This is a genomic window from Pseudomonas sp. SJZ080 (assembly GCF_007828295.1).
Lineage (GTDB): Bacteria > Pseudomonadota > Gammaproteobacteria > Pseudomonadales > Pseudomonadaceae > Aquipseudomonas > Aquipseudomonas migulae_A.
Genome location: NZ_VIUK01000028.1, coordinates 44,790 through 68,690, shown reverse-complemented (window position 1 = coordinate 68,690; position 23,901 = coordinate 44,790). Strand labels below are relative to the sequence as shown.

Here is a 23,901-nt window from a genome sequence, read left to right as displayed (position 1 = left end):
GGTGATAAATTCCGCGCCGCTAGCAAGCTGTACGGGCGATAAGGGCGCGTGTAGTCCTGGGCGCGGCGGCATCAGCTTCACCGAACCTCAGACCAGCACTTTTTCTGGCCAGTGATGTATTCGTGCTGAGCGGGCGCGAAACCAATTTTTTCCTAAGGCAAGGACGCACAAATGCGGTTCGCAATAACAATCGCCACGATCTGCTTGGCTCTCACTGGCTGCGGCCATATTCCTTACGAACAACCGGCAGACCGAGCCAACCTTGAGCGCGACCTTCGTCTCAATCCAAGCGATATCGTTACGATCGTTGAAATGGCCTGGTGCGAGCGCCTCTACGGAGATTCTGTACCTTGCCGCCGCTCGGATGCTTTGGTGGTACTAACACAAACTGACCTTCTGGTTACCGAGTACGCAGGGAAAAAATATCGCCCCCTCATGCGTATCAAACCAACGGAAGTAATGTGCGCTCACTTAAGTGAAGGCATAGAAAAAGCGCCGAATTTTCTTCTATTCACCCGAGAGAAGGCGTACGAATTCTGGCTCCAATGGCCCGACGTAAAAACCGATTTCGCGAAAAAGAAACTGATCCTGAATCGGATGGTAGTGTCCGGTCGGAAATCATTCACCGGCATTGAGGGTGGTTTTATCAAGGGGACAGACCGCGTGGCTTTCGGTGCTGGTACGGTTCCTGGCACTACCATCCCCGTCATCTCCAGAACACCCATTCTTGAATTCTTCAACCCCTGCCCTTAGCACGGGATGGACCGGAAGTGCACCATGCCTTCACAAGCGAACTTCATCGTGACGATCTCTAGCGCATAGCGTCATGTCCGAATTATTTGAGTTCATGTACAAGCTATTTGATCTGCTGTGCCAATTATTTCAGCTCAGCAACGATTACACCCCTTCGCGCAGAAAGCGCGTGTTTTCACGCGGATTTGTTATTTTCCTCATCCTGGTGGCTGTCTTTGAAATTGCGATTTTGTCGGCTTGGGCTCGGCACCGGTAAGCAATAAATAAAGGATCGGCTGACTGCATACGCCGATGAGATCAAAGTGACGCAACAACCAGGACGCTTAAATAGATGGCAGATATCATCCATGGGCTCGATGGTCCCAGAACAGCCCAGCAGGAGCTGTTTTACGACCTTGAGGATGCGACCGCAGTTATCGGCTGGTCAGTGGCTGAATTGAACAGCATGGCTGCCAGCGGTAAATCGCCTGATGAAGCCATTGCGCTTATGAAGATCTCGGCTCTACTGAAGGCTCAGCAAGAAAAAATCCGCAGCCACGCTGACGAGGTTAAGGCTGGAAGGATTGTGCGGGACAAGGCCGAGTAGGAAATGCAAGGGATCGGGTCATATGACCTTCACAGGGGAGTGGAGCAGGTGACAAGCATCAAGTTCAGTTACAAAGATTCAAAAGGTGACGTGAGTGAGCGGGAGCTGATTCAGTGGTCGGAGAACTCTATTTATATCCAGGGGCGATCCGCCAGCGATTCATTCCCAAAAACGTTTCGGAAGGATCGCATCATCAAGGTCTTGTTTGGAGCGGAGTTACTACTGCACGATGCCGCACCTCCTGCCCCGAAGCTCCAGCCAAAGCCCAAAGCGTCTGCCCTCGCAGCATTGGAAGCCGCCTTGAGCGCTCCACAGCCGAAGACGCCACCTGGCGGAATCAATCAAATTCTTTTCACTGGCTTCGTGGCTGCGTATCGAGCTGAGCTGGAGGAGAAGGCCTTGGGTTTCGGGCTGAAGGTCATGAGCACTCCAGGTAAAACACTGACTTTTCTCTGTTATGGCGACAATGCAGGGCCGACAAAGGTTGCGAAAGCGCTGGAGGCTGGAGCTTTTATCATTGATTCAGAGCAGTTTCTGAGATTGATCGCGACGGGCGAACTGCCTTAGCGACATCTGGTGAGACGGAAATTTGTAAAGCGATGGAGCTAAGGCTTAACCCGGTTAATAGTTGTCGCGACAACCATTAAAGGCGCAGCGGATCACCCAATCTGGGGGGGAGGGCGCCTAGGCCCATCTGGATCGAGGATTGATGACATGGCTCACTCACTTCAATACCAGATAACCGAATCAGTTCGCGTCGTTGAGATCGAGGTGGGTAAACTGCTCGATTTGGCAACAATGCTGAAGGACGCTGGAAATGATGTCTTGGCGACGGCTGTCTCGAACCAGGCGAATAAGCTGCTTGAGGCTGCGGTAGCGCTGAGAATCGTGATGGCAGGCTGACTGCTTATGCTTATGCTTATGCTTATGCTTATGCTTATGCTTATGCTTATGCTTATGCTTATGCTTATGAGATGAAGATGGGAAGAATTGTGCGGGCCAAGCCGGGGTAAACGGGGCGACGGAGATTTGTAGAGAAGGCCATACGACAAACGAGGGAGTAGCGAGAAGGAAGGGGGGGCGTGAAGGTATCCCTAATTGTGGATAGTTGGTCTGAACTCAATCTGTGATGCGTGGAGTACGTATGTGTTCCTTCTGGGGGCCTTGGTATTTTCAGTTTCCAGTTGCTCAAATCTTAGGTCGCGCGTTGTTTCTGTAAAGGCTGTACAAGGGGGGCGCTGATTGGCAAGAACCAACAACCTCCGCCTCCCCCTTTGCGTTTCGAGAGCGTACGCCTTACTAAACCACCGCTCCGAAAAGCGATCCCACCATTGCAGTAATGCCCATAGCCAGCGCACCCCAGAATGTCACCCGCCAGGCCCCGGTGATGACCTTGGCTCCGCCGGCCTTGGCGGCGATGGCGCCTAGTGTCCCGAGAAACACCAAGGACATGCCTGATATCCAGGGCACCACGCTGTGCTCCGGCGCGACAAACGTCACCGCCAGCGGTAACGCGGCACCCACCACGAAACTGGCGGCGGAGGCGAGGGCGGCTTGCAAGGGTTTGGCGGTGAGGGTGGCGCTGATGCCCAGCTCGTCCCGGGCGTGAGAGCCCAGTGCGTCATGGGCCATCAATTGATCGGCCACTTGATGGGCCAGTTCGGGTGATACGCCGCGATGCATGTAGATGTTGGCGAGCTCGATGTGCTCGGCTTTCGGGTCGCTCGACAGTTCTGCCCGTTCGCGGGACAGATCGGCCCGCTCGGTATCGGCCTGGGAATGTACGGAGATGTACTCGCCAGCGGCCATGGACATGGCTCCGGCCATCAGGCCCGCCATTCCGGTGACCAGCAATGTGGCGTGGCTGGCATTGGCGGCCGCGACGCCCATCAACAGGCTGGCGGTAGAGACAATCCCGTCGTTGGCGCCCAGGACGGCGGCGCGCAGCCAGCCGATACGATCGCTTCGGTGTGCCTCGGTGTGCCTGTGCATGAATTTCATTGTTTAACAGGACTCCCTGTCATTCGGCGGTTCACGTCGGACGGGTTCCGAGCGGGCCGGCAATCGGTGTCAGCGAGTTTCAATTTGCGCCTGCAACTGGCCGCCGACAATGGATATTTCTTTGAATTGTTCACCCTCGCGCAGCACGAACAACGCGTCCATGCCGCGTTCCTGAGCCAGACGTGGGCCCTCGGTTTCGCCCAGGACCATCAACGCCGTGGCCCAGGCATCGGCGAGCATGCACGAGGCCGCCACCACGGTGACGGCGGCGAGCGGGTTGCACAGCGGCGCGCCGGTGGCCGGGTTCATGGTATGAGCATAGGACTGACTGGCCACGTCCACCCAATGTCGATAGTCCCCGGAGGTCGCGATAGCGGCATCGCCAAGTTCCATCACGCCCATGACTTCACGCACGCCCCGGTGGGGCTTTTCCAGGGCCACGACCCAGCATTGGCCGTCAGGTTTGACGCCCCTGGCGCGCATTTCGCCATCGATGCCGACCAGGTAGCGGGTGATGCCCAAACCCTCCAGGCAACCGGCCAGTTCATCCACGCCGAAACCTTTGGCGATGCCACTCAAGTCAAGGTTCAGCGGCACGCGCTTGCGCGCCTGATTGCGTTGCGGGTCAACCACCAATGCGGCGCTGGCCAACAGCCGTGCGCGCAGCGGCATCGTGCCGATCGCCTGCTCTGTGATTGTCTGTTCCCCGGGGCCGAACCCCCAGGCGTTCACCAGGTCTCCGACAGCGATGTCGAAGGCGCCGCCCGATTGCTGACTGACGCGCAGTGCAGCAGACAGCACCGTGGCCAGTTCCTTGGGCACGGACACCCATTCCTGCTCGGGGGCGGCGTTGAGGCGGTTGATGTCCGAGTCGGGTTTCCAGGTGGACATTTGCTGGTCCACTCGGGCCACGGCGTGCGCCAGGCGATGGCCAACGTTGTCGGCATCGATCCCGGCCCCGGCATAAAACAAGGCGGTGTAGCGAGTGCCCATGGTTTCGCCGTTCAGGCTATAGCACTGCAACTCAGTAGACGTCTTCACGGTAGCGTCCTTGTGCCTTGAGGGTCAGCACACTCAGGTTGAGAGGCGCCAACACTTCATCGAAGGCCTGCATCACGCCTTTGGCCATTTCGCGGCTGCCACACACCAGCACCTGGGCACCTTTTTCAATCAGTCGGCGCAAAGCCAAGGCATCGCCGATCAGCCGGTCCTGAACGTAGCAGCGGTCCTGAGCCTGAGAGAACGCCGCGCGCAGTGCCGTGAGGCGACGGTCTGACAAGTATTGGTTGAGCTCCGGTTCATAGAGAAAGTCCGAGGTCGGGTTGCGCCCGCCCCAATACAAGTGCATCGGGTGCCTGGCCTTATTGTTGCGGATAAAACCGGCCAGAGGACCGATGCCGGTACCGGCGCCGATCAGGATCACCGGGTGCGCGCCTGACGCCGGACGAAATTGCGGGTTGGGCTGGATAAAAGCTTCGATCTGCGCGCCGATGTTCAGGCCATGAAGGAATTCCGAGCACATGCCACCGTTGTGTTTACGCACACAGATCTCCAGCACGCCGTCCTGGGAGCCGCTGGCCAGCGAGTAGAAACGCGGGATCGGGCTGCCGGGGGGCACAATCCCGACCAGGTCACCGGCCAGAAAACCCGGCAGCTCGCCGCAGGCTTTGAAGCGCAGGATGTGGGTCGGTGCATTCACCTGTTCGCCATAGGCAATCCTATCTGTCAGCTGCAATTGATGGGTACGCGGCTGCTGCGGGGTGTGAACCAGCACCAGATCCTGCCCCAATACTTCGCCCAACGCATGACCCCAGCGGGCAAACTCCTGAGAGGACTGGCGGTTGACGGTTTCCAACCCCAGCAATGGCGAGCCACCGGCCTGCAACATCGCGTCCTGCACCTGATGGGCGTACTGACAGAACTGCGCAAACTGACGGTCGCCCAGGCCCAGCACCGCAAAAGGCAGACCGGGCTTGAGGCCGGTTTTGGCCAGCCGCGCCAGGAACTGCGAAGCCGAGGCCGGCGCATCGCCGTCACCGTGGGTCGCGGTGAGGATGAACACCCGTTGGGCTTTGCGGTAATCACCCACCCAATCATTCATCGCCGCGCTGTGCACCTGATGACCACTCTGGTGCAAGGCGTCGTGCAAGGTTTTGGCAAAGCCCCAGGTGCTGTTATTTTCACTGCCCACCAGAATCACGCTGTCGGCGGAGTGGGCAGGGCTGTTGTGGCGGATATTCGGGCCAGCCTTACGGCGGCGCCACCACAACAGGATGCCGGTCACGCTCATCAACGGCACGCAGAGGGCGCAGAGTCCAAGCGGCAGGCCCAGCCACCAGAGGCCTTCGCCGGTGTGCAACTGATAGATCCATTCGTAGAGGTTGTGCATCGAGTCATGGGCTTGATAGGACAACAAGGCGCCGCTGGCCTGATCCACGTAGCCGTCGCCCTGGGCCGTGCGCAGGGAAAACACATCGTTCGGGTTGCCAGGGCTCGGGTAAACCAGCTCGCGCAGATCGTTGAGGTCGGTGGCCTGCAAGGCTTGCAGCGTCGCCACCGGCAAGGCCGGGCCGGCGCTGACGTGGGCGGGGAAGGCAGGCTCACTTTGACTGCCGTCGTTGATAAAGCCGAAAGTGGTGGCTGACATGTAGAGCCCGCTCAATGCCGACAGCAGCAGCCCGAGCAGTGTCAGTCGCCCGACTTCCGCATGCCAGCGCTGGCTGAAGGTGCCCCGCAACGGCCGCAGCAGGTTACGCCAGCCGCCCAGGCGCCGGGCCAGCAATAGCGTACCGGACACCGACAGCATCAGCATGAACAGCGCGCCGACACCCGCCACCCCATAGCCCGGCGTGCCAAGAAACAGCGAGCGATGCAGGTCTTTCACCCAGCGTGTGAACGAGGAGGGTTCGTGAGGTGCGAGGCCTTTGCCGGTCAGTGGGTCGACCTGTTCCGCCTCGGCCTGGCCGTTCTGGTTGTAGTAAACGATCACCGAACCGGACGCTGTGCGCTGGATCTGCTCCACGCCCGAAAAGTGGCTGGCAACGCGCCCGGCCAGTTGACCGACGTTCAGTTGTCCGGCAGGAGTGGACGTGCTGTGCAGGCGTTCCAGGGCCGGGTCGACAGACAGAATCGCGCCGCTGATGGCCAACAACATGACCAGCAGGGCGGCGATCAGGCCAGGTAGGGAATGGAACTGACGAAGCATGTTCAGCCTCCAGAAATGGCGGGTGCTACAGATCGTAAGTAAAGGACTCGACGTAGGTACTGCCGGTCGCCGGCTTGCCGGCGCCGTTGGATGTCAACGGCACGCTGACATCGGCACGAGCGTCGCGTTTGTCCTCGACGGCGCTGTCGATGCGGATCTGATACCCGGCATCAATCAGGGTGTCTGCCAGTTCGACGCTGACTTTGAGCGTGCGCCCACTGCCGACACTGGCGCCGCTGACCCCGTCAAACTCGCTCGGGTTCATTCCGCTGCCACGGGCCCAGTCGCCCAGGTGCTTGTAGTACTTGGCTTTCTTGCCGGCCACCCAAAGGGTTTTCTGGTATTGGCCGTTGGCGTCGGTGACATAGATCGCCAGATAGGCATCATTGCCGTTGTAGTCCTTGAGCTGCGTGGTCAAGGTCACTTCACGAGCCTGGGCCAGACCCGGCAGGGCAATGGCGCCGGCAAGGCAGGTGGCTGCGATGATCTTTTTCATGAGGGTGTCCTTTTGATCGTTAGGTCGAGAGCCTGGACCTGCTTGCTGACAGCAACCTGAAGCGCAGGGAAAACTCATCGACAGGTGAGGCGTCATTCGGTGAGCGGGCTGCCGAGGTAATCCCTGGCATCGCCGTCGTCGCGGAAATGGATCTCGAGTGTGCGCAAACGCAGCGAGGCGGGTGAGTAGCTGGCTTCGATGGCGTTGCCTTTTCGATCCAGCCCCTTGAGCTCGTAACAACCGTCGTCGACCTTGATGCGTTGCACGCTCCAGCCGTATTGCCGCTCGACCTGCTGACGCAAGGTTTCGCGCGGTTGCCAGTCGCTCACCGGGTCGCTGCAATCGTCATCGGCCAGGGCGTAACCACTGAGCAGCAGGCTCAACAGCGTGGCATTGGCAATAAAACCTGTTTTCATGATCTGTCTCCTGCCGAGGTCGGCGTCTGTGGCATACCCTAAGGTGCATTCCTGACAACCAGCTGAATCTTCAGATTCACGTCAGGTAAGGCGTTTAAGGTGCTGCACGACAACCATCACAGGAGCTGCCAGATGCGGGTTTTATTGGTCGAGGACGCACCCGGGTTGGGGGAGGCGGTGCGCGAGCAGATCGCCGATGACGGCCACGCCGTCGATTGGGTGCAGCGCCTGGACCATGCGCGCAACAGCGTGCGCACCACGCCTTACGACCTGATCCTGCTGGACCTGATGCTCCCGGACGGTCGGGGGCTGGATTTTCTGCGTCAGCAACGTTCGGCAGGGGACGTGACCCCGGTGATTATCCTGACCGCCCAGGATCAGATTTCCGATCGTATCGCTGGCCTCAACGCGGGCGCCGACGACTACCTGGTCAAACCGTTCGACCTGTTCGAGCTCTCGGCCCGTGTGGCGGCGGTGGCCCGGCGCTACAGCGGCAACCCCAATCCACAGATCAGACTCGGCGACTTGCAGGTCGACATGAGTGCCCGCACGGTGTTGCGGGCCGGTGCGACGGTGGACCTGACCGCGCGGGAGTGGGCGCTGTTCGAAGCGTTTGTGCAGCGCCCAAGCGCGCTGCTGTCCAAGTCGCAACTAGAAGAGCGGTTGTATGCCTTCGGTGCCGAAATCGAGAGCAACACCATCGAGGTCTACATCAGTCGGCTGCGTAAAAAACTCGGGCGCGACCTGATTGAAACCGTGCGGGGCATGGGCTACCGGTTGATGTCCGCATGAAGCCGTCGTCAAGCCTTCAAAAACGCCTCGGCCTGGGGCTGACGTTGGGCACGACCTTACTATGGCTGGCGGCCACCGTTGGCGCCTGGCTGGTGGTGCAACATGAATTGAACGAGGCGTTCGACAGCGCGCTGGAAGAGACCGCGCAGCGCATCCTGCCCCTGGCCGTGCTGGAAATCAGCAACCGGGAAAACCCCAGTGAGGCACAACATGTCGCCACCCTGAAAATGCACAAGGAATACCTGACGTATCTGGTGCGCGATGCCAAGGGCGAGATCCTGATGCAGTCCCACGACGCCAACCCGAAGATCTTCAGCCAACAACCGGCCGAAGGCTTTTCAACCACAAAAAAATACCGTCTGTACGGCGCCAGTGCGCTACGTGAAACAGTGTTTATCGAGATTGCCGAACCTCTGGAACACCGCCGTGAAGCGGCACGTGAAGCGTTGCTTGCCTTGTTGTTGCCATTATTGGCGCTGATTCCCATCAGTCTGTTAGGCACGTGGTTGTTTGTGCGCATCAGCTTGCGCAGTGTATTGGCCTATCGTCGTGCCGTGGAGACTCGTGGGGTGGGTGATCTGTCGCCGATCAGCGGGGCGCGATTGCCGGCGGAAATCGCACCACTGGCGGAGGCGGTCAATCATCTGCTGGAGCGCTTGCGCAAGGCTTTGGAGAGCGAACGCAGCTTTACTGCCAACAGCGCCCATGAACTGCGTACGCCACTGGCGGCAACCCTGGCGCAAATCCAGCGACTCCACCAAGAGGCGCCCGAGGGCCCGTTGCGAGTACGTGCGGCGAAAATCGAAAACGCGTTACGCGAGCTGGCGCGGCTCTCGGAAAAACTCATGCAACTGGCCAAGGCCGAAGGCGGTGGCCTGTTGTCCGAAACGCCTCAGGACCTCATTCCTTTGCTTGCCCATGTGGTTGATGAGTGGAACAACCGCAGTGGGCACCGGATCAAGTTGCAGCTGCCAAACCAGACCTGCGTGTACTCGACCATTGATCCGGACGCCTTTGGCATCCTGTTGCGCAACCTGATCGAAAATGCGCTGAAGTACGGGGCAGCGGATCAACCGATCGGTGTCAGTCTCACCGAACAGGCACAGCTACGGGTGGTCAATAGCGGCCCGGCGGTGCCGCAGTCGGTATTGCAGCACCTGACAGAGCGCTTTGTGCGCGGTCACAGTGAAATCAGTGGTTCAGGGCTGGGGTTGGCGATTACCAAAACCATCGTGCAGGGGGTCAACGCGAGAATGAAATTGTTTTCCCCTGCAACAGGTCGAAAGGAGGGGTTCGAAGTGTGCGTCTGGTTACCGCTTGCCTAGTTCCAATCAGGTCGTCAGGCGCCACTTGGCTTTTTCTCAGCGTCGAGAATAACGAGCGAAAGTTGAGTTCGGCGCGTCCACAGGCTCATTTCATTCGTGTCCTCTACTCCTGGGGTGTAGGCGCACTAGTGCACGGACGGATCGCCAAGATAGGCGGCGATCTCATTGACTGTGCTGCGTGCTGTGCGTGTTACACCGATCAGCGTGGCGGAAGCCGAACCTGTCCACTCGCCATAGCCCACCAGCCATAGTCTTGGTTCCTGGATCGAGTGAGTGCCGTCGACCTTAACGCGACCTTCAGTGTCGATCACCCCCAACGTATCCAGATGCTGAAGTGCGGGCCTGAACCCGGTACACCAAATGACCGCGTCCACTGCAGATTCAGATCCATCGGCCCACATCACGCCATCGCGAGTGAAACGTTCAAATGGGCGTACAGACTTGAGAGCATCACGCTCACGGGCTTCTACAACGGGTGGCACCATGACGATGTCTCCCAACCCGCCGACCGGCTGGTCAATGACTCGTCCCTCTTGCTGGGCCTTCAAGCGCTGAGTGGCGCGCTCGAACAGCACCCGTCCATCCACATCGTCAGGCAAAAAGACCGGTTCAGTGGCGGTTACCCAAGTGGTCTCGGCGACCTTGGATACTTCTGCCAGAATCTGCGCTCCTGAATTGCCACCACCCACCACCAAAACCTTCTTGCCAGCAAACGCTTGTGCATCGACATAGTTCGCGGAATGCAATTGCCGACCGGCGAATAACTCGGCATCAGGGTAGTGAGGGATATACGGATTGCTCCAGGTGCCGGTAGCGCTGATTACAACCTTGGCATCCCAATACTTGCCGTCAGAACTTACTCGTAAGCCAGACTCTAAACGTTCCACGGAAACGACCCGAACCGGGCGTTCCACCGGAAATTGGTAGCGCTGCTCATATTGGTTGAGATAGTCGATTACATGATTTCGTGTGGGATAGCCTTCTTGCGCGGGCGGCATCATCCAGCCGGGTATTGAACTCCAGGTGGCCGGAGAGAATAAGCGCAGCGAGTTCCAGCCATGCCGCCAGGCACCACCGGGCTCTTCCTCTGCGTCGAGGATGACGAACGAAAGTCGAGTTCGGCGCAGGAAATACGCTACCGCCAAGGCTGACTGACCTCCACCGATAATGACTACATCTCGTTGGTCGCTGGGCGAAGGAGTCATGGTGGAAACCTAAAGTCGATGCTGGGCGGTAGCCAGTATAGCGACCCAAGTTTGAATCCAACTGATCTAGCTCATAGGTTGAGGAGGCTGATCGACATTGATTAAATGTTTCGAATGACTGCCGGCGAGGACGCTCCCGCTACCAGCAGTCCCCAGGACAGGCCGCCTACCACACGGGTGATGGGCTATCCCGTCTCTTTGGCTATCGGAGACGCAAGTACTGTTGTCATCTACAACAATCTGGAGCCTTCGTTTGACTAACGTCAACCGGAGGTCGGTGTTGACGATTCTGGGATGCCGGGATTATTGTTGCAGCTAACAACTAAATTGTGACGGTTATGGCAAAGGGTAAAAACGAGCAGTTAACTCAGGATTCTGAAGACTTGTACGAGGCGTTGAACCAGCTCGTTCGCGTCCATCAGTTCCGTGATCGAGATCGGATCTGCTGTTACGACGTATCGGTAACCCAGTGCTATGCGGTCGAAACGCTGGTCAAAAGGGGGGCATTGCGCCTTCAGCTCTTGGCGGAAGAAATGTTCTTGGACAAGAGCACGGCGAGTCGCGTGATCGATACCCTGGAACGCAAAGGGTATGTGTCCCGCGTTGAGGATGATGAGGATCGGCGAGCGGTGCGAATTCAGGCAACGGATGCTGGACGTGAGCTATACGCGAAAATCAGGGCTGATCTGATTGCCGAGGAGCGAGCGATGATCGAGAACCTCTCGGCCGAGGCCAGGCAGGGAGCGTTGAGTTTGCTCAGGCAGATTACGCGGGCCACAGAGATTCGCTGCGGGCTTGTGAGCGAGTGCTGCCCAGCCGTGAAGAACAAGGATTGAAAAGGGAAGAAGTTCCCTTTTTTTGCCAATAATGTTGTTACTACCAACGTAGTGGAGCTCCAATAATGCGAGTTCGTTTAGCTGGGCCCAGGGATGCCGTTTCAATAGCGGCCATCTACAACCAAGGGATCGAGGAACGTAGCTCTACGTTTGAAACGCACCCTCGAACTTCGGCAGATATGCTTGATCGCATCCGCTCAATGGAGCGTTATCCAGTATTGGTCTTGGTCGATGAGGCGGATCAGGTTGTGGGATGGGCAGGACTCAGTAGTTATCGCGCTCGTGCCTGTTACGACGGTATTGCGGATTTTTCCATTTACCTGGACCGCAGTGTTCGCGGCCAGGGGCTCGGCAAGCAGTTGCTTCAATCGCTGCTGGAGGAAGCCGAAGCTCGCGGATTCTGGAAAGTCCTTTCACGCATTTTTACCTTCAATCACGCCAGCATTGCATTGTGCAAAGCCTGCGGTTTCCGCCAAGTGGGTGTGTATGAAAAACACGCCTGCCTGGAAGGACGCTGGCTCGACTGCGCGATTGTCGAGCACCTGTTTCCGAACAATCAGCCAGCCTGAAAAAGGAGTCGATCATGGAAAGCACTCGCCTACCAGTTGCCATCATTGGAGCGGGTCCGGTGGGCCTCGCCAGCGCTGCCCACCTGCTGGCCCGAGGGCTCACTCCGCTGATTCTGGAAGCGGGTCCGGAAGCTGGGGCGAGCATTGAAGAATGGGCGCATGTGAAGATGTTCTCTCCGTGGCAGTTCAATGTGGACAAGGAGGCGGCCAAACTTCTGCTGGCCGATGGTTGGACTCCACCACCGGAGAACGAGTACCCAACGGGTCGTGAACTGCTGGACCGGTTTGTTCGACCTCTCGCGGACCTCGAACAGATCAAGCGTCACTTGCAGCTTGATTCCCGTGTTCTGGCAGTCACCCGGGTCGGACAGGATGTGATGAAGACCCAAGGCAGATCGACAGCTCCTTTTTTGCTGCGTGTCGCAGGGCCATCGGGTGAGCGGGATGTGTTGGCCAGCGCTGTCATTGATGCCTCGGGCACCTACCGGACACCAAACTGGATGGGTGCCCATGGCATCCCGGCCTTGGGCGAGATCGAACATGCAGCGCACATTGCGTACGGCATTCCGCAGGTGCTGGGTCGTGCCCGGAATCGTTATGCCAACAAAAGAGTGTTGGTGGTAGGTGGTGGTCACTCCGCGTTCAATACTCTCCAGGACCTGGTGCGCCTGACCCAAGAGGCGCCGCAAACCAAAGTGTTCTGGGTGATCCGGGGTAATTCCCTTGAGCGCATTCTGGGTGGTGGTGCAAATGATCAGTTGGAAGAGCGCGGAAAGCTCGGTCTGAAGATTCGCCAGTTGCTGAGTGACGGCGTGATCGAGTTGTTCAAAAACGTCGCTATCGATCAGGTTGTTGGCGATGGCGAAGGACTGGCCGTGAAGGCGGGAGAGCAGTTACTTCCACCGGTGGACGAAATCATTGTGGCGACTGGATTTCGCCCTGACATGAGCCTTCTCGCCGAGCTGCGTATCGCACTTGATCCAGCGACCCAAAGCGCAGTGCAGCTGGCTCCAATGATTGACCCCAACGAGCACAGTTGCGGTACGGTCAGACCCCACGGCGCGATAGAGTTGGCCCATCCCGAGCAAGGCTTGTTCGTTGTGGGGATGAAGAGCTATGGCCGGGCGCCTACGTTCTTGTTGATGACGGGGTATGAGCAGGTTCGGTCTGTCGTTGCGGCATTGGCGGGCGATTGGGATGCCGCCAAAAGGGTGGATCTGGTCCTCCCGGAGACCGGCGTATGCAACTCGGATTTCGATGAAGCCGATGATCGCTCGAAGGCTTCTGCCAGTCAGGCGTCCTGTTGTGGCGCGGGAGGAGCAATCCCTGAGGTCGTACCTCGTAGCTCGCCGGGTTGTTGCAAACCCTAGTGCCCAACCACCGAACTCGTTCTAGACGACAGGGACGGGTTCGGAGGGGGCTTCCTGTTTCTTCTGCATGTCCAGGTCGTCCTTGAACCCAGGAGCGACCTATTTCTGCGTAAGTGACAGATTCATTACAAAAACCATATATGCACCGCCGAGGTTATCCGAAAAGACCCGGCAAGCGATTGACGTGGCTGGCGCCTAAATACAGAGCTTTCATTGAAGGTGGTCGGCGGAATCCAATCGTTTTGATGGATTAATCCGTCGTTGACTCTTTACCTCGTATACGGAAAAACATATATTCGCTAAGCCATATATCAGCCGAGGCTTCACAATGACCAGCAAAGCCCGTGTCCTGTTCGTCTGCACCGCCAACGCTGCTCGCTCCCAGTTGGCCCAAGCGTTGTTGAGACATACCGACTCAGAGCATTTCGAGGCATTCAGTGCCGGCACAACTCCGACTCAGGTAGATCCGCGTACCTTTGAGGCGCTCTCACACATCGGTGTGAGCGGCGAAGGGTTACGCAGCAAGTCGATAGACGAATTCCGTGGTGAGCGTTTCGATTACGTCATTGCCTTGTGTGATAAATCCGCAGCCGAATGCCTGTCTTTACCTGGATCAGGTGAAGCATTGGCCTGGAGTTTTGAGGACCCGGTGACCAGCACCAAACCCGATGCCTTCCGCCACACCCTCCACGAGATTCATGAGCGCATCAAAATGTTCGTCTTGGTCAAAAACAAACATTGAGAACCGATATGGCTGACCATCTGACACCGACCACTGTTTTCAAATGCCTGGCTGACGACACTCGGGTGCGCACGATGTTGCTCATCACCCGCGAAGAAGAGCTGTGTGTTTGCGAGCTGACCTGCGCATTGAACGAGAGTCAGCCCAAAATCTCCAGGCACCTCGCACAACTGCGAACTTGTGGCCTGTTGTTAGACCGTCGGCAAGGCCAATGGGTTTATTACCGGCTGCACCCGAATCTTCCTGACTGGGTTCATCAAGTGCTGACCACCGTGCTTCAAAGCAACAAGCACTGGTTGAGTCCCGATGCCAAACGGCTTGATGAAATGGGTGACCGTCCTGAACGTGCAGCCGTGTGCTGTTAACGCTGGATCGTCTGATTCCGCCTTCGACTACGAGATCGTTCGATGAAAATCTTGTTCCTCTGCACTGCCAACAGCTGTCGCAGCATCCTTTGTGAGGCAGCCTTCAATCACTTGGCACCGCAAGGCATGAAAGCCTGCAGCGCTGGCAGTCAGCCTAAAGGCGAGGTGCATCCACTGAGTCTCAAGACGTTGGAGAAAGCTGGTATTTCTACGGTCGGGCTGTTCAGTAAGTCCAGTGATGTCCATGTGAATCTGGCTCCCGATTTCGTCATCACGGTGTGCGACAAGGCGGCCGGTGAAGCTTGCCCGGTATTTTTTGGACCTGCCACCAAAGCCCACTGGGGGCTGGCTGATCCTTCGGAATACCACGGGACTCAAGCCGCGATCGAGGCGGCTTTCGAAGCCACTTTGGAGCAGATCAAAACCCGTATTGAAGCCTTCCTGGCCTTACCGCTTTCCCAACTGGGCGCCGAACAGCTCAAGGCAGAGCTGGCCCTGATTGGTACGTTGTAATCACAGGAGCAATGATCATGAGCAAAAGCCGCTGACCCTGTGGATTTTTCTCGCCATGGCCTTGGGCATTGGATTAGGGAGCTTGTTCGAAGGCTGGCCGCGGTGGCTCAACAGTCTTTCTGTGGGTACAGCCAACATCCCGATTGCTATTGGCTTGATCGTGATGATGTATCCGCCGTGGCTATTGCCACCTTCGGCCTGGCATCCCCGGTCGCCTTTGCCGCGGTGATTGGTCCGCTGGTGGAAGTACCGGTACTGATTTCTCTGGTTGGTGTGGCCCTTTGGTTGAAACGCCGCTGGTTTGATGAATCCAAGAGCGCCGTTGCGCAGGACAAAGACTATGTTTGATGATCATCTTCCCCAACTCGAAACCGAACTGGTTGATCTCCCATCGACTGACAAGCTCGGTATCGAAAAGACCTCGACCCATAAGCCGCGCATTTTGCTGTTGTACGGATCGACCCGGGAGCGCTCCTTCAGCCGTCTGCTGGTAGAGGAAGCCGCTCGACTGCTGGAACACTTCGGTGCCGAGACGCGGATTTTTAATCCGTCCGGTTTGCCGCTGCCAGATGATGCACCCGACGATCATCCACGCGTGAAGGCGCTGCGCGACTTGGTATTGTGGTCCGAGGGACAGGTCTGGTGCTCTCCAGAGCGTCACGGAAATATGAGTGCAGTGTTCAAGGCGCAGATCGATTGGGTGCCATTGGCGATGGGCGCGGTACGCCCGACCCAGGGCAAAACCCTCGCGGTCATGCAGGTGTGCGGCGGTTCCCAGTCATTCAACGTGGTCAATCAGCTGCGAGTGCTGGGACGTTGGATGCGCATGTTCACCATCCCCAATCAATCCTCCGTGCCGAAGGCCTATATGGAATTCGATGATAACGGCCGGATGAAACCTTCTCCTTTCTACGACCGCGTCGTTGATGTGATGGAAGAGTTGGTGAAATTCACGCTGCTGCTTCGCGACCGTCAGGACTATCTGGTGGATCGTTATTCCGAACGCAAGGAGTCGGCGGAAGAACTCATGAAACGTGTCAATCAGCGCTCCATCTGAGGATTTTTCACCGTGCAACAACATCAGCTGCCGATCGAAGGGAAAGCCATTGCCATCCATTGCAAGGGCGGCTCAGGGCGTACTGGTTTGGTCGCCGCTCAACTGTTGATCGAGAGCGGTGTGCCATTCAGCGATGCCCTCCGCGATGTTCAGTCGTTGCGACCACGCGCCATTCAACATCCCGCCCATATCGAATACATCGGCCAGTTCGACACCCCGTCGAACTCCCACTGACAACAGACACAGAGCACAACAACATGACTATCAAAGTTGGCATCAATGGTTTCGGTCGGATCGGTCGCCTCGCTCTGCGAGCATCCTGGAACTGGCCAGAGTTTGAATTCGTGCAGATCAATGATCCAGCTGGTGATGCAGTAACCCATGCGCACCTGATCAACTTCGACTCTGTGCATGGTCGTTGGCACAACGAAGCCAGCGCAGAAGGCAATCAAGTGGTGATTGGCGGCAAGCGCATCAAGGTGACCGCGAACAAAGCGATTGCCGACACCGACTGGTCGGGTTGCGATCTGGTGATCGAGGCCAGCGGCAAGATGAAGACCGTGGCGGTGTTGCAGGCTTACCTGGATCAGGGCGTTAAGCGTGTGGTGGTCTGCGCCCCCGTGAAGGAAAAAGGCGCGTTGAACGTCGTCATGGGCGTCAACCATCAGTTGTTCAAATCGGCTGAACATCGCATCGTCACCGCGGCTTCTTGCACCACCAACTGTCTGGCGCCAGTGGTGAAAGTCATCCACGAAAAGCTGGGCATTCGTCACGGCTCGATCACCACCATCCACGACCTGACCAACACCCAAAGCATTCTCGATCAGCCGCACAAGGATCTGCGCCGTGCGCGTGCTTGCGGGATGAGTTTGATTCCGACCAGCACAGGCTCAGCCACTGCTATTGCTGAAATCTTCCCGGAACTGCGTGGACGCCTGAATGGTCACGCGGTACGCGTGCCGCTGGCCAACGCTTCGCTGACCGATTGTGTCTTCGAGGTCGAGCGGGCCACCACTGTTGAAGAAGTGAATCAGTTCCTCAAGGAAGCCTCAGAGAACGAGCTGAAAGACATCCTGGGTTTCGAGGAACGTCCACTGGTGTCCATCGACTACCGTACCGACCCGCGCTCATCGATTATCGACGCGCTGTCGACCATGGTCATTAATGGCACCCAGGTCAAACTCTATGCTTGGTACGACAATGAGTGGGGCTATGCCAACCGCACCGTCGAACTGGCCAAAATGGTCGGTCTGGCAGACTAGGGAGCGGTCATGAAAGCGTTGTCAGCCCTTGCGCCGGAAGTGCGGCAGTACCTGCTCGTTACGGGCAATTACTGGGCCTTCACCCTCACCGACGGCGCCTTGCGCATGTTGGTGGTGTTGCACTTTCACGCGTTGGGCTACAGCCCACTGCAAATCGCGGCATTATTTCTGTTCTACGAACTCTTTGGCGTGATCACTAACCTGGTGGGGGGCTACCTCGGCGCTCGGCTGGGTCTGAACCGAACCATGAACATCGGGTTGGGCCTCCAGGTCGCGGCACTGCTGATGCTGACGGTTCCGGTAGCCTGGCTAACCATCCCGTGGGTGATGGGCGCCCAGGCGCTGTCGGGGATTGCCAAAGACCTGAACAAGATGAGTGCCAAAAGCTCCATCAAGCTTCTGGTGCCAGGTGGGCAGCAAGGCAAGCTCTACCAGTGGGTGGCTATCCTCACCGGCTCGAAGAATGCACTCAAGGGTGTCGGCTTCTTTCTTGGCGGGGCCTTGTTGGCTCTGATCGGATTCAAAGGTGCCTTGCTGGCCATGGCGGGAGTCCTGGCGCTGATCTGGATCAGCAGCTTGATCCTGTTGAAGAGGGACCTGGGCAAGGCCAAAGCCAAGCCAAAATTTCGCGACATCCTCTCCAAGAGTCGGGCGATCAATATCCTCTCAGCGGCCCGAATGTTCCTGTTCGGCGCCCGAGATGTCTGGTTTGTGGTGGCCTTGCCGGTGTACCTGAGCAGCGTGTTCGGCTGGGACTTCTGGGAGGTTGGCGGCTTCCTTGCGGCCTGGGTGATTGGCTACGGCATCGTGCAGTCCTTCGCGCCTAACATCACCGGAAAGAAACGTGGGCACGTACCGGATGGTCGTGCGGCATTTCTGTGGGCACTTGCACTGGCAGGGCTGCCTGCGGCCATTGCTCTTGGACTGAACACCGGGCTGTCACAACAGGTGGTATTGCTCGGAGGATTAATGGTCTTTGGCGCGTTGTTCGCAGTGAATTCGTCGCTGCACAGTTACTTGATCGTGTCCTATGCCAAGGAAGACGGCGTGTCGCTGGACGTAGGGTTCTATTACATGTCGAATGCCATGGGGCGGCTGATCGGCACGGTGCTTTCCGGTTGGGTTTATCAGGTGTTTGGGCTGGGCGCGTGCTTATGGATATCGAGCGCATTCGTTCTGCTGGCAGCTTTGATTTCAATCGCATTGCCTCGCCATGCGTCTTGTGAATGACCGCTTCAGCCGATTGCTGCCTCTCACTCTGGGCGATAAACGACCTCACAGCAGGCATTGGCTGGCAGCGATCAACGGATGAGATTTTCCCAAAACCAGCGCAAAAGCCCACACTCATTCGATCTCGGTCGACTAAATATCGTAGGCCGTAGATTCTGCGTGGTTTTGTGCCGCTTGCACGTGTGCCGTCACTGACGGCTGTACTGCATTGGCGTCGCGTTTCAGCCACTCAGCGGGAGGGTAACCAATCACGTTCAGAAAGCTCTTTGAAAAAGACGCCTGGGAACTGTAGCCGACTGACTCAGCAATCACCTTGATCTGAACTCCCTCACGAAGCATGTCCTGCGCCACCTTCATCCTCCATGCGGTGACGTACCCCATTGGCGATATCCCCATAATCTGGGTGAAACAGGCAGAAAACTTCGACCTGGACATGTTCGCCAGGCCGGCCAGTTTCTCGACGCTCCAAAGCGCATCCGGTCGTAAATGGATTTGGTTGAACACCGCGCCGAGGCGCCCGTCCTGAAGGGCAAAGAGCAATCCACTGGATATCAGCCCGTCTGCAACGGCACGCCTCACGATCAGGACAAATATGTATTCCAGCAGCAGGTTCAGCGCTTTGGTTCTTCCTGCACTGCAGTCCTGGAATTCTGCGAGTAGCGCGCCAATCACCGGGCTTAGATTCACTAGCTCCCTGATTGGAAAAATGAGTGTTTCTTTGAGCCCGAGAGGGAAGGGTTGCAGTGTGTTTCGTCCAAATTGAAACGAGGCGCAAATTAACTCAGATCCCTCAACCGTATTGGAGCGCAGTTGATAGCGACAACTGCTCGGACAGAACAGCACGCTGGGCTCGGCAATGGAAATCTTTGGCAACCCAGGCTGAACCATGTCGATACCGCCCTGACTGATGACATGGATAAACGCCATACCCGGCGGCTTATCGAGGACAAGGGTGCCATCGACCCGACCAGAGAAGAAAAGCCTGCCCTGAAGGTTCGTGCGTTCGAAGAATTCGGACAGGATATCCATGATAGCGACGACCAGATAAAGACTGTGTACGTGCTGACAAAACCGGATCAGAACGTGGAGATAGGATGAAGTTCTCGCCGATGGTAAACAACGGCCCGATGGGGCGCCATGGCATAGAGCGACTTTTCTTACCTACGATCGGAGTCAATTGTCATGAGCAACGACACACCACGCCTCGCACATTACGCAGATCCAGCCAACCCTGCGCTGCCAAATCCAGGTATGAAAATTGACCTTTCCCGGACTGCTCTGGTGGTCATCGACCCACAAATCGATTTCCTGAGTCCCGAAGGTGTGAGCTGGGGGGTATTCGGCAAGAGCATCGTCGAGCACGACGTGGTCAATCACCTCGGCCAGTTGTTCGCCGCGGCTAAAGATGCGGGCATTACCGTGGCTGTTTCGCCGCATTACTACTACCCGTGCGACCACAAATGGCAATTTGGCGGGCCGCTGGAAAAGGTCATGCACAGCATCTGCATGTTCGATCGCAAGGGGCCGCTGACCCTCGACGGTTTTGAAAACTCCGGTGCCGATTTCATGCCGGAGTTCAAGCCGTACATCCTCGACGGCAAAACCATCATTGCCTCACCGCACAAGGTCTACGGACCGGAAACCAACGACCTGGCACTGCAACTGCGCAAGCACGGTGTGTCGCAGATCATTTTGGCAGGCATGGCGGCCAACCTTTGCATCGAGTCCCACCTGCGGGAATTGCTAGAGCAGGGTTTCGAAGTGGCCGTGGTCCGTGATGCTACCGCTGGCCCTACCACCCCGGAAGGGGACGGTTATCTGGCCGCTCTGATCAACTTCCGCTACATAGCCAACGCTCTGTTGACGACGGCGGAAACTGTCGAGTTGCTTCAAGCCAAGTAAGGTCCATACGAGCCGGCTGCTCGCTACTTGCGACGCAGCCGTCTGGGAGTATCGGAAATGCCCAAGCTCCATCGGCGATTTCGCCAGCGAACTTCTGCGGTCATTCAATCCGCAATTACATGCGCTATTGCTACCGCCATAGCCAGTCCATCAAACCTTTCGGCCAGCCAGTTATTTTCGTATGGATTCAAAGCCTGGTTGATTGCCTGGATAACGATCGTACCATTCGTGTTACTTGCGACACCGCTGATAGGGCGGCTGACGTCGATTGTGGTGCGAGAGGATTCTTAAGATCTTCCGGCTGAATTGGGAGACGCTGTTTCGACGTATTTTACAGCGGGTCAGATTGAATTGAGACTAATAGGTGAGTGTCAGAAAATAACTGCCAGACCTAGCTAACGATATGAAAAATCAGACTTGCGTGCTTCTCTCGATCGACATTTCGATTCGTTCATAAAATTCCTTTAACGCGGAATGCACACTTCTGAGCAATTTTTGCGTGTTATGAGGGACGGCAAATGGCCGAGGCTGTGTAAAAAAGTTTGGAGCATTCCCAGGCGCCTTCGTCGAGCATCTGCGTTGAAATCCCGCACCCGCGTGGCACCGTCAAAGTGAACGGCTCGACCGAAAGCGCTGCCGCCCGCGCCACCTTTCTGCGAGGCCTGTTGCGATGATTCGCATCGACGCCATTGGGCTCGCCAACGAGCCGATGGACATGCGCGCCGGTATCGAGACGGCATTAGCCCGTGTCATTGCTGTATTCGGTGCGGCTACCGCCGCAGCGACCTGTTTAATTACCTAAGGATGTTCAACGAAAGTTTACCGACATCCCGTAGATCAAATGATGGTGTGAATGCTCGCTTGATATTTCAATTTTTTCCAAAAGCGGCTCATTTTTTTGGGATGAACGCTTAGTGCTCGCCCTATACTGAAAAAGTAAAGTAATGCTGGTGAACGCATTGGTAAAACATTGAAAACTAAGGAAGTTTAACGGTATCGATATCCTTGGACGCTGCTGGCAATAATATCTTCTGTTTTGTTTGGTGCCGTGAAGAGGGTTTTTTATGAACGTCTTATTAAACGAACTTCACGCCTATCATCATGACGTGTCAAAAAAAATCAGTCAGATCAAAGAGTTGCTGAGGAAAATGAGGCATGAGTCCGATGGCGCTGCCGACAGTAAGCGGATGTTCGAGATGCTTGAATCCTTGCATGGTGATGCAGAGCGGCACCACCATGAAAATGAAGAACTGATCCGGCGAGCGTTGCTAGCCACTGAGGCACCAATCCACCAACGGGTCAAAGATATAGAGCGAGATCATCAGGCATTTGGGCGTATTGCTGGACAGCTGAAAATGTTGGCGGGTACAACAAAGGACACAAGCGTAATTGCTGACACCATCGATGATTTCATCCAAAAATATTACGATCATATGGAATCTGAAGAAAATATCTTCTTTCCGGCGGCAGATAAGTGGTTATCAGATAACCAATGGCAGGACATAAAGCGTCAATGGCAGTAATTGAAATTCACTGGTCGTTCCGTCTATCGACGTCGGCCCCAAGCGCGATATCGTCGCCTACAGCACGCTATGCACGCACATGGGCTGTCCGGTTGCCTATGACCCAGGGCAAAAGGTGTTCAAATCTGCATCGTGGGTTGTGGATATCACGTGTACAAATGGCCGGTAAATCAGGAGGGTGGATGTCCACCCGAGGAGAATGCACTCGGGCGGCGCGTGAACTGAAAAACCAGCGTCCCCGATTAGATAGGTCATGCAGGCCGGTGTAGGTCCCGGTGTGTGGATGGCGTGCGCTTCGATTCCTCCGACCAAAAAGCGCTCACCGTCTGCAAGAGGTGTGGCCTGATGCGCGATCGTAGTCGAGCACCGATCACACCGGACAGACTGAAATCGTTTTCATGGCGATCTCCCGATCAATGGCTGCGCCGGCTCTCCAGCACAGTAAACAACAACATGCCGGCCAGCATGGCCAACATGAACACGATTATTTGCCAGTGCCCTGTCAGCAGAATTGCCACTGCGGGGCCAGGACAGATCCCCGCTATTCCCCAGCCGATGCCGAACAACAGGCTCCCACCAATCAAGCGCGGGTCCAACTCGCGTTTGACCGGTAGCTGCATTGGCCTTCCCAGCAGCGAACTGGATTGTTGTCGCGCCCAGGTTAGCGGGCCAATGGCTATGCCAATTGCCCCGACCATGACCAACGCCAAGGAAGGGTCCCAGGCGCCGGCTAAATCCAGGAAAGCGAGTACTTTGCCGGGGTTGGCCATGCCTGCCAGAAGCAGGCCCAGGCCGAACAGCAGGCCAGCAATGAATGCGGTCAGTTTGGTCATGTTCAACCCCCCAGCAGATGACGCAAGACAAACACCGTGGCAAAACCACTGAACATAAAACACGCGGTGGCGACCATCGATCGTGGCGAAAGGCGCGATATGCCGCATACCCCATGGCCACTGGTGCAACCTGATCCGTATCGGGTGCCGATGCCCACCAAGACACCGGCGACGATCAGTCCGAACCAGCCACTTTTGAACTCGATCTGTGGCAGCGTGGTGAACAAGCCCCACAGAAGCGGCGCGATGAGCAGACCCAGGAGAAAAAGCGCTTTCTCACTCACCCCCTCGCTCCCACGCTGTAAAAGACTGCCAATCAGGCCGCTGATGCCTGCGATACGCCCGTTGGCGACGACGAATAGACTGGCCGCCAGGCCAATCAATGCGCCACCGGCAAGGGATGACCAGGGGGTGAAGTTGAGCCAGTCGATACTCATGAAATTTCTCCGGCGCAAAAATGTTGATACAGGGTTTGGATGACTGCCAATGCTGCGGGACTGCTGATGCGATAGAACACCTGCTTTCCGTCACGGCGGGTCTCCACCAGTCCTTCGCGACGAAGCACTGCCAGCTGTTGAGAGAGCGTCGGTTGCTGTATCCCCAGCAGTGACTCGAGATCGCTGACATTGCGCTCGCCTTGGGATAGCTGGCACAGGAGGATCAAGCGATCCGGATTGGCCAGGGCTTTAAGGAATTGGCTGGCAGCATCGGCATTGGCGTGTAGCTGCTGGAGATCTGATTCGGGCATACGATTGATCGCTAATTCGTCAGTTTGCTAAATTATAGTATATAAAAAAGCTAAGTGTTTAGCGGCGCTGATTGGCGCTGATCACTGGCATGAGAGATCGGGGGGCAAGTCACAGGCTATAGGCGAGGCCCGGGTGTTGGCGCCGACATCGCATTGACCTGATTCCTCGCAC

At 56.8% G+C, this 23,901-nt stretch carries 30 protein-coding genes and 3 pseudogenes; 22 read left to right on the top strand and 11 right to left on the bottom strand.

Annotation, left to right across the window (positions count from 1 at the left end; translation table 11 throughout):
* Positions 1 to 171 precede the first annotated feature (171 nt).
* The 4 genes from FBY04_RS27490 (at position 172) to FBY04_RS27475 (ending at position 2,242) form a co-directional block, all read left to right on the top strand.
* Complete coding sequence (locus FBY04_RS27490) at positions 172 to 753, top strand: hypothetical protein (RefSeq protein WP_145318386.1); 582 nt, start codon at positions 172 to 174, stop codon at positions 751 to 753.
* A gap of 331 nt (positions 754 to 1,084) precedes the next feature.
* A complete protein-coding gene (locus tag FBY04_RS27485; protein WP_145318385.1) occupies positions 1,085 to 1,339 on the top strand; it encodes a hypothetical protein in 255 nt (84 codons plus the stop codon).
* A 48-nt stretch (positions 1,340 to 1,387) separates the two neighbouring features.
* A complete protein-coding gene (locus tag FBY04_RS27480) occupies positions 1,388 to 1,906 on the top strand; it encodes a BRCT domain-containing protein (RefSeq protein ID WP_145318384.1) in 519 nt (172 codons plus the stop codon).
* A 147-nt stretch (positions 1,907 to 2,053) separates the two neighbouring features.
* Positions 2,054 to 2,242 (top strand): hypothetical protein, encoded by a 189-nt coding sequence (locus FBY04_RS27475; RefSeq protein WP_145318381.1) that lies wholly within the window; start codon positions 2,054 to 2,056, stop codon positions 2,240 to 2,242.
* A 396-nt stretch (positions 2,243 to 2,638) separates the two neighbouring features.
* On the opposite strand, the gene FBY04_RS27470 is transcribed toward FBY04_RS27475, so the two are convergent.
* The 5 genes from FBY04_RS27470 to FBY04_RS27450 all read right to left on the bottom strand — a co-directional run bounded on the left by FBY04_RS27470 (position 2,639) and on the right by FBY04_RS27450 (position 7,457).
* Positions 2,639 to 3,340 (bottom strand): VIT family protein, encoded by a 702-nt coding sequence (locus FBY04_RS27470; protein ID WP_084317898.1) that lies wholly within the window; start codon positions 3,338 to 3,340, stop codon positions 2,639 to 2,641.
* A gap of 69 nt (positions 3,341 to 3,409) precedes the next feature.
* On the bottom strand, positions 3,410 to 4,381 hold the full coding sequence (locus FBY04_RS27465; protein ID WP_256667191.1) for an FAD:protein FMN transferase: 972 nt from the start codon (positions 4,379 to 4,381) through the stop codon (positions 3,410 to 3,412).
* A complete protein-coding gene (locus tag FBY04_RS27460; RefSeq protein WP_145318378.1) occupies positions 4,365 to 6,545 on the bottom strand; it encodes a PepSY domain-containing protein in 2,181 nt (726 codons plus the stop codon). Before FBY04_RS27460 ends, FBY04_RS27465 begins: the two co-directional genes overlap by 17 nt.
* A gap of 25 nt (positions 6,546 to 6,570) precedes the next feature.
* Entirely contained in the window at positions 6,571 to 7,041 is a 471-nt protein-coding gene (locus FBY04_RS27455) for a DUF2271 domain-containing protein (protein ID WP_084317896.1), read from the bottom strand.
* Between the two features lie 92 nt (positions 7,042 to 7,133).
* Positions 7,134 to 7,457, bottom strand: a complete 324-nt coding sequence (locus FBY04_RS27450; RefSeq protein ID WP_084317895.1) for a PepSY domain-containing protein — start codon at positions 7,455 to 7,457, stop codon at positions 7,134 to 7,136.
* A 132-nt stretch (positions 7,458 to 7,589) separates the two neighbouring features.
* Here FBY04_RS27450 and FBY04_RS27445 point away from each other — a divergent pair, with 132 nt between their 5' ends.
* Both FBY04_RS27445 and FBY04_RS27440 read left to right on the top strand, forming a co-directional pair.
* Positions 7,590 to 8,249: a response regulator transcription factor gene (locus FBY04_RS27445; protein ID WP_084317894.1), complete on the top strand. Its 660-nt coding sequence runs from the start codon at positions 7,590 to 7,592 to the stop codon at positions 8,247 to 8,249.
* A complete protein-coding gene (locus FBY04_RS27440) occupies positions 8,246 to 9,574 on the top strand; it encodes a HAMP domain-containing sensor histidine kinase (RefSeq protein ID WP_145318375.1) in 1,329 nt (442 codons plus the stop codon). The genes FBY04_RS27445 and FBY04_RS27440 overlap by 4 nt, the downstream gene beginning before the upstream one ends.
* 125 nt (positions 9,575 to 9,699) lie before the next feature.
* Here FBY04_RS27440 and FBY04_RS27435 read toward each other — a convergent pair whose 3' ends face one another.
* Positions 9,700 to 10,779, bottom strand: coding sequence for an ArsO family NAD(P)H-dependent flavin-containing monooxygenase (locus FBY04_RS27435; RefSeq protein ID WP_145318373.1), 1,080 nt, complete (start codon positions 10,777 to 10,779; stop codon positions 9,700 to 9,702).
* 338 nt (positions 10,780 to 11,117) lie between these two features.
* Between FBY04_RS27435 and FBY04_RS27425 the strand changes: the two genes are divergently transcribed.
* From FBY04_RS27425 to arsJ, 11 genes and pseudogenes are all read left to right on the top strand, one after another.
* Entirely contained in the window at positions 11,118 to 11,615 is a 498-nt protein-coding gene (locus tag FBY04_RS27425; RefSeq protein ID WP_084317891.1) for a MarR family winged helix-turn-helix transcriptional regulator, read from the top strand.
* Between the two features lie 65 nt (positions 11,616 to 11,680).
* A complete protein-coding gene (locus FBY04_RS27420; protein ID WP_145318370.1) occupies positions 11,681 to 12,184 on the top strand; it encodes an arsinothricin resistance N-acetyltransferase ArsN1 family A in 504 nt (167 codons plus the stop codon).
* A 14-nt stretch (positions 12,185 to 12,198) separates the two neighbouring features.
* On the top strand, positions 12,199 to 13,554 hold the full coding sequence (locus tag FBY04_RS27415; RefSeq protein WP_145318367.1) for an FAD-dependent oxidoreductase: 1,356 nt from the start codon (positions 12,199 to 12,201) through the stop codon (positions 13,552 to 13,554).
* Between the two features lie 328 nt (positions 13,555 to 13,882).
* A complete protein-coding gene (locus tag FBY04_RS27410; RefSeq protein ID WP_084317888.1) occupies positions 13,883 to 14,296 on the top strand; it encodes an arsenate reductase ArsC in 414 nt (137 codons plus the stop codon).
* Positions 14,297 to 14,304: 8 nt separating this feature from the next.
* On the top strand, positions 14,305 to 14,661 hold the full coding sequence (locus FBY04_RS27405; protein WP_145318364.1) for a metalloregulator ArsR/SmtB family transcription factor: 357 nt from the start codon (positions 14,305 to 14,307) through the stop codon (positions 14,659 to 14,661).
* Between the two features lie 42 nt (positions 14,662 to 14,703).
* Positions 14,704 to 15,174 (top strand): arsenate reductase ArsC, encoded by a 471-nt coding sequence (locus FBY04_RS27400; protein WP_145318361.1) that lies wholly within the window; start codon positions 14,704 to 14,706, stop codon positions 15,172 to 15,174.
* 174 nt (positions 15,175 to 15,348) lie between these two features.
* A pseudogene (locus FBY04_RS27390) lies at positions 15,349 to 15,522 on the top strand (arsenical-resistance protein); the annotation flags it as partial.
* Positions 15,515 to 16,231, top strand: a complete 717-nt coding sequence (arsH, locus tag FBY04_RS27385) for an arsenical resistance protein ArsH (protein ID WP_084317885.1) — start codon at positions 15,515 to 15,517, stop codon at positions 16,229 to 16,231. The pseudogene FBY04_RS27390 and the gene arsH, both read left to right, overlap by 8 nt.
* 39 nt (positions 16,232 to 16,270) lie before the next feature.
* Positions 16,271 to 16,465: pseudogene (locus FBY04_RS27380) on the top strand (protein phosphatase); the annotation flags it as partial.
* Positions 16,466 to 16,488: 23 nt separating this feature from the next.
* Positions 16,489 to 17,493, top strand: coding sequence for an ArsJ-associated glyceraldehyde-3-phosphate dehydrogenase (locus FBY04_RS27375; RefSeq protein ID WP_145318358.1), 1,005 nt, complete (start codon positions 16,489 to 16,491; stop codon positions 17,491 to 17,493).
* Positions 17,494 to 17,502: 9 nt separating this feature from the next.
* The gene (gene arsJ / locus FBY04_RS27370) at positions 17,503 to 18,723 is read left to right on the top strand and encodes an organoarsenical effux MFS transporter ArsJ (protein WP_084317882.1); all 1,221 of its coding nucleotides are present in this window, start codon (positions 17,503 to 17,505) and stop codon (positions 18,721 to 18,723) included.
* Between the two features lie 132 nt (positions 18,724 to 18,855).
* On the opposite strand, the gene FBY04_RS27365 is transcribed toward arsJ, so the two are convergent.
* A complete protein-coding gene (locus FBY04_RS27365) occupies positions 18,856 to 19,752 on the bottom strand; it encodes an AraC family transcriptional regulator (RefSeq protein ID WP_145318355.1) in 897 nt (298 codons plus the stop codon).
* Between the two features lie 153 nt (positions 19,753 to 19,905).
* Here FBY04_RS27365 and FBY04_RS27360 point away from each other — a divergent pair, with 153 nt between their 5' ends.
* The 5 genes from FBY04_RS27360 to FBY04_RS33375 all read left to right on the top strand — a co-directional run bounded on the left by FBY04_RS27360 (position 19,906) and on the right by FBY04_RS33375 (position 22,373).
* Positions 19,906 to 20,625 carry a cysteine hydrolase gene (locus FBY04_RS27360; protein WP_084317880.1) on the top strand — a complete coding sequence of 240 codons (720 nt, stop codon included), beginning with the start codon at positions 19,906 to 19,908 and terminating at the stop codon, positions 20,623 to 20,625.
* A 57-nt stretch (positions 20,626 to 20,682) separates the two neighbouring features.
* Positions 20,683 to 20,916, top strand: coding sequence for a DUF2798 domain-containing protein (locus tag FBY04_RS33380; protein ID WP_084317879.1), 234 nt, complete (start codon positions 20,683 to 20,685; stop codon positions 20,914 to 20,916).
* A 379-nt stretch (positions 20,917 to 21,295) separates the two neighbouring features.
* Positions 21,296 to 21,427, top strand: a complete 132-nt coding sequence (locus FBY04_RS32895; RefSeq protein ID WP_139273007.1) for a transposase — start codon at positions 21,296 to 21,298, stop codon at positions 21,425 to 21,427.
* A 262-nt stretch (positions 21,428 to 21,689) separates the two neighbouring features.
* A complete protein-coding gene (locus FBY04_RS27340; RefSeq protein WP_145318352.1) occupies positions 21,690 to 22,148 on the top strand; it encodes a hemerythrin domain-containing protein in 459 nt (152 codons plus the stop codon).
* A gap of 132 nt (positions 22,149 to 22,280) precedes the next feature.
* Positions 22,281 to 22,373 carry a hypothetical protein gene (locus FBY04_RS33375; protein ID WP_159439526.1) on the top strand — a complete coding sequence of 31 codons (93 nt, stop codon included), beginning with the start codon at positions 22,281 to 22,283 and terminating at the stop codon, positions 22,371 to 22,373.
* Here FBY04_RS33375 and FBY04_RS32890 read toward each other — a convergent pair.
* The 4 genes and pseudogenes from FBY04_RS32890 to FBY04_RS27315 form a co-directional block, all read right to left on the bottom strand.
* Positions 22,374 to 22,475, bottom strand: a pseudogene (locus tag FBY04_RS32890) (MBL fold metallo-hydrolase); the annotation flags it as partial. It lies immediately after the preceding gene.
* 86 nt (positions 22,476 to 22,561) lie between these two features.
* Complete coding sequence (locus FBY04_RS27325; RefSeq protein ID WP_145318351.1) at positions 22,562 to 22,981, bottom strand: DUF6691 family protein; 420 nt, start codon at positions 22,979 to 22,981, stop codon at positions 22,562 to 22,564.
* 2 nt (positions 22,982 to 22,983) lie between these two features.
* On the bottom strand, positions 22,984 to 23,418 hold the full coding sequence (locus FBY04_RS27320; RefSeq protein WP_084317875.1) for a YeeE/YedE family protein: 435 nt from the start codon (positions 23,416 to 23,418) through the stop codon (positions 22,984 to 22,986).
* Positions 23,415 to 23,729, bottom strand: coding sequence for a metalloregulator ArsR/SmtB family transcription factor (locus tag FBY04_RS27315; RefSeq protein ID WP_084317874.1), 315 nt, complete (start codon positions 23,727 to 23,729; stop codon positions 23,415 to 23,417). Before FBY04_RS27315 ends, FBY04_RS27320 begins: the two co-directional genes overlap by 4 nt.
* Positions 23,730 to 23,901: the final 172 nt, after the last annotated feature.

What these genes read in the sequence shown, in the direction of transcription:
- FBY04_RS27475 (WP_145318381.1), top strand. Translation starts at nt 2,054, where the DNA reads ATGGCTCACTCACTTCAATACCAGATAACCGAATCAGTTCGCGTCGTT.
- arsJ (WP_084317882.1), top strand. Translation starts at nt 17,503, where the DNA reads ATGAAAGCGTTGTCAGCCCTTGCGCCGGAAGTGCGGCAGTACCTGCTC.
- FBY04_RS27325 (WP_145318351.1), bottom strand. Translation starts at nt 22,981, where the DNA reads ATGACCAAACTGACCGCATTCATTGCTGGCCTGCTGTTCGGCCTGGGC.
- FBY04_RS27405 (WP_145318364.1), top strand. Translation starts at nt 14,305, where the DNA reads ATGGCTGACCATCTGACACCGACCACTGTTTTCAAATGCCTGGCTGAC.
- FBY04_RS33380 (WP_084317879.1), top strand. Translation starts at nt 20,683, where the DNA reads ATGCCCAAGCTCCATCGGCGATTTCGCCAGCGAACTTCTGCGGTCATT.
- FBY04_RS27400 (WP_145318361.1), top strand. Translation starts at nt 14,704, where the DNA reads ATGAAAATCTTGTTCCTCTGCACTGCCAACAGCTGTCGCAGCATCCTT.
- FBY04_RS27460 (WP_145318378.1), bottom strand. Translation starts at nt 6,545, where the DNA reads ATGCTTCGTCAGTTCCATTCCCTACCTGGCCTGATCGCCGCCCTGCTG.
- FBY04_RS27415 (WP_145318367.1), top strand. Translation starts at nt 12,199, where the DNA reads ATGGAAAGCACTCGCCTACCAGTTGCCATCATTGGAGCGGGTCCGGTG.
- FBY04_RS27360 (WP_084317880.1), top strand. Translation starts at nt 19,906, where the DNA reads ATGAGCAACGACACACCACGCCTCGCACATTACGCAGATCCAGCCAAC.
- FBY04_RS27315 (WP_084317874.1), bottom strand. Translation starts at nt 23,729, where the DNA reads ATGCCCGAATCAGATCTCCAGCAGCTACACGCCAATGCCGATGCTGCC.
- FBY04_RS27485 (WP_145318385.1), top strand. Translation starts at nt 1,085, where the DNA reads ATGGCAGATATCATCCATGGGCTCGATGGTCCCAGAACAGCCCAGCAG.
- FBY04_RS27435 (WP_145318373.1), bottom strand. Translation starts at nt 10,779, where the DNA reads ATGACTCCTTCGCCCAGCGACCAACGAGATGTAGTCATTATCGGTGGA.
- FBY04_RS27445 (WP_084317894.1), top strand. Translation starts at nt 7,590, where the DNA reads ATGCGGGTTTTATTGGTCGAGGACGCACCCGGGTTGGGGGAGGCGGTG.
- FBY04_RS27365 (WP_145318355.1), bottom strand. Translation starts at nt 19,752, where the DNA reads ATGGATATCCTGTCCGAATTCTTCGAACGCACGAACCTTCAGGGCAGG.
- FBY04_RS27425 (WP_084317891.1), top strand. Translation starts at nt 11,118, where the DNA reads ATGGCAAAGGGTAAAAACGAGCAGTTAACTCAGGATTCTGAAGACTTG.
- FBY04_RS27455 (WP_084317896.1), bottom strand. Translation starts at nt 7,041, where the DNA reads ATGAAAAAGATCATCGCAGCCACCTGCCTTGCCGGCGCCATTGCCCTG.
- FBY04_RS27420 (WP_145318370.1), top strand. Translation starts at nt 11,681, where the DNA reads ATGCGAGTTCGTTTAGCTGGGCCCAGGGATGCCGTTTCAATAGCGGCC.
- FBY04_RS27320 (WP_084317875.1), bottom strand. Translation starts at nt 23,418, where the DNA reads ATGAGTATCGACTGGCTCAACTTCACCCCCTGGTCATCCCTTGCCGGT.
- FBY04_RS27440 (WP_145318375.1), top strand. Translation starts at nt 8,246, where the DNA reads ATGAAGCCGTCGTCAAGCCTTCAAAAACGCCTCGGCCTGGGGCTGACG.
- FBY04_RS27470 (WP_084317898.1), bottom strand. Translation starts at nt 3,340, where the DNA reads ATGAAATTCATGCACAGGCACACCGAGGCACACCGAAGCGATCGTATC.
- FBY04_RS27410 (WP_084317888.1), top strand. Translation starts at nt 13,883, where the DNA reads ATGACCAGCAAAGCCCGTGTCCTGTTCGTCTGCACCGCCAACGCTGCT.
- FBY04_RS27450 (WP_084317895.1), bottom strand. Translation starts at nt 7,457, where the DNA reads ATGAAAACAGGTTTTATTGCCAATGCCACGCTGTTGAGCCTGCTGCTC.
- arsH (WP_084317885.1), top strand. Translation starts at nt 15,515, where the DNA reads ATGTTTGATGATCATCTTCCCCAACTCGAAACCGAACTGGTTGATCTC.
- FBY04_RS27490 (WP_145318386.1), top strand. Translation starts at nt 172, where the DNA reads ATGCGGTTCGCAATAACAATCGCCACGATCTGCTTGGCTCTCACTGGC.
- FBY04_RS27340 (WP_145318352.1), top strand. Translation starts at nt 21,690, where the DNA reads ATGAACGTCTTATTAAACGAACTTCACGCCTATCATCATGACGTGTCA.
- FBY04_RS27375 (WP_145318358.1), top strand. Translation starts at nt 16,489, where the DNA reads ATGACTATCAAAGTTGGCATCAATGGTTTCGGTCGGATCGGTCGCCTC.
- FBY04_RS32895 (WP_139273007.1), top strand. Translation starts at nt 21,296, where the DNA reads ATGATTCGCATCGACGCCATTGGGCTCGCCAACGAGCCGATGGACATG.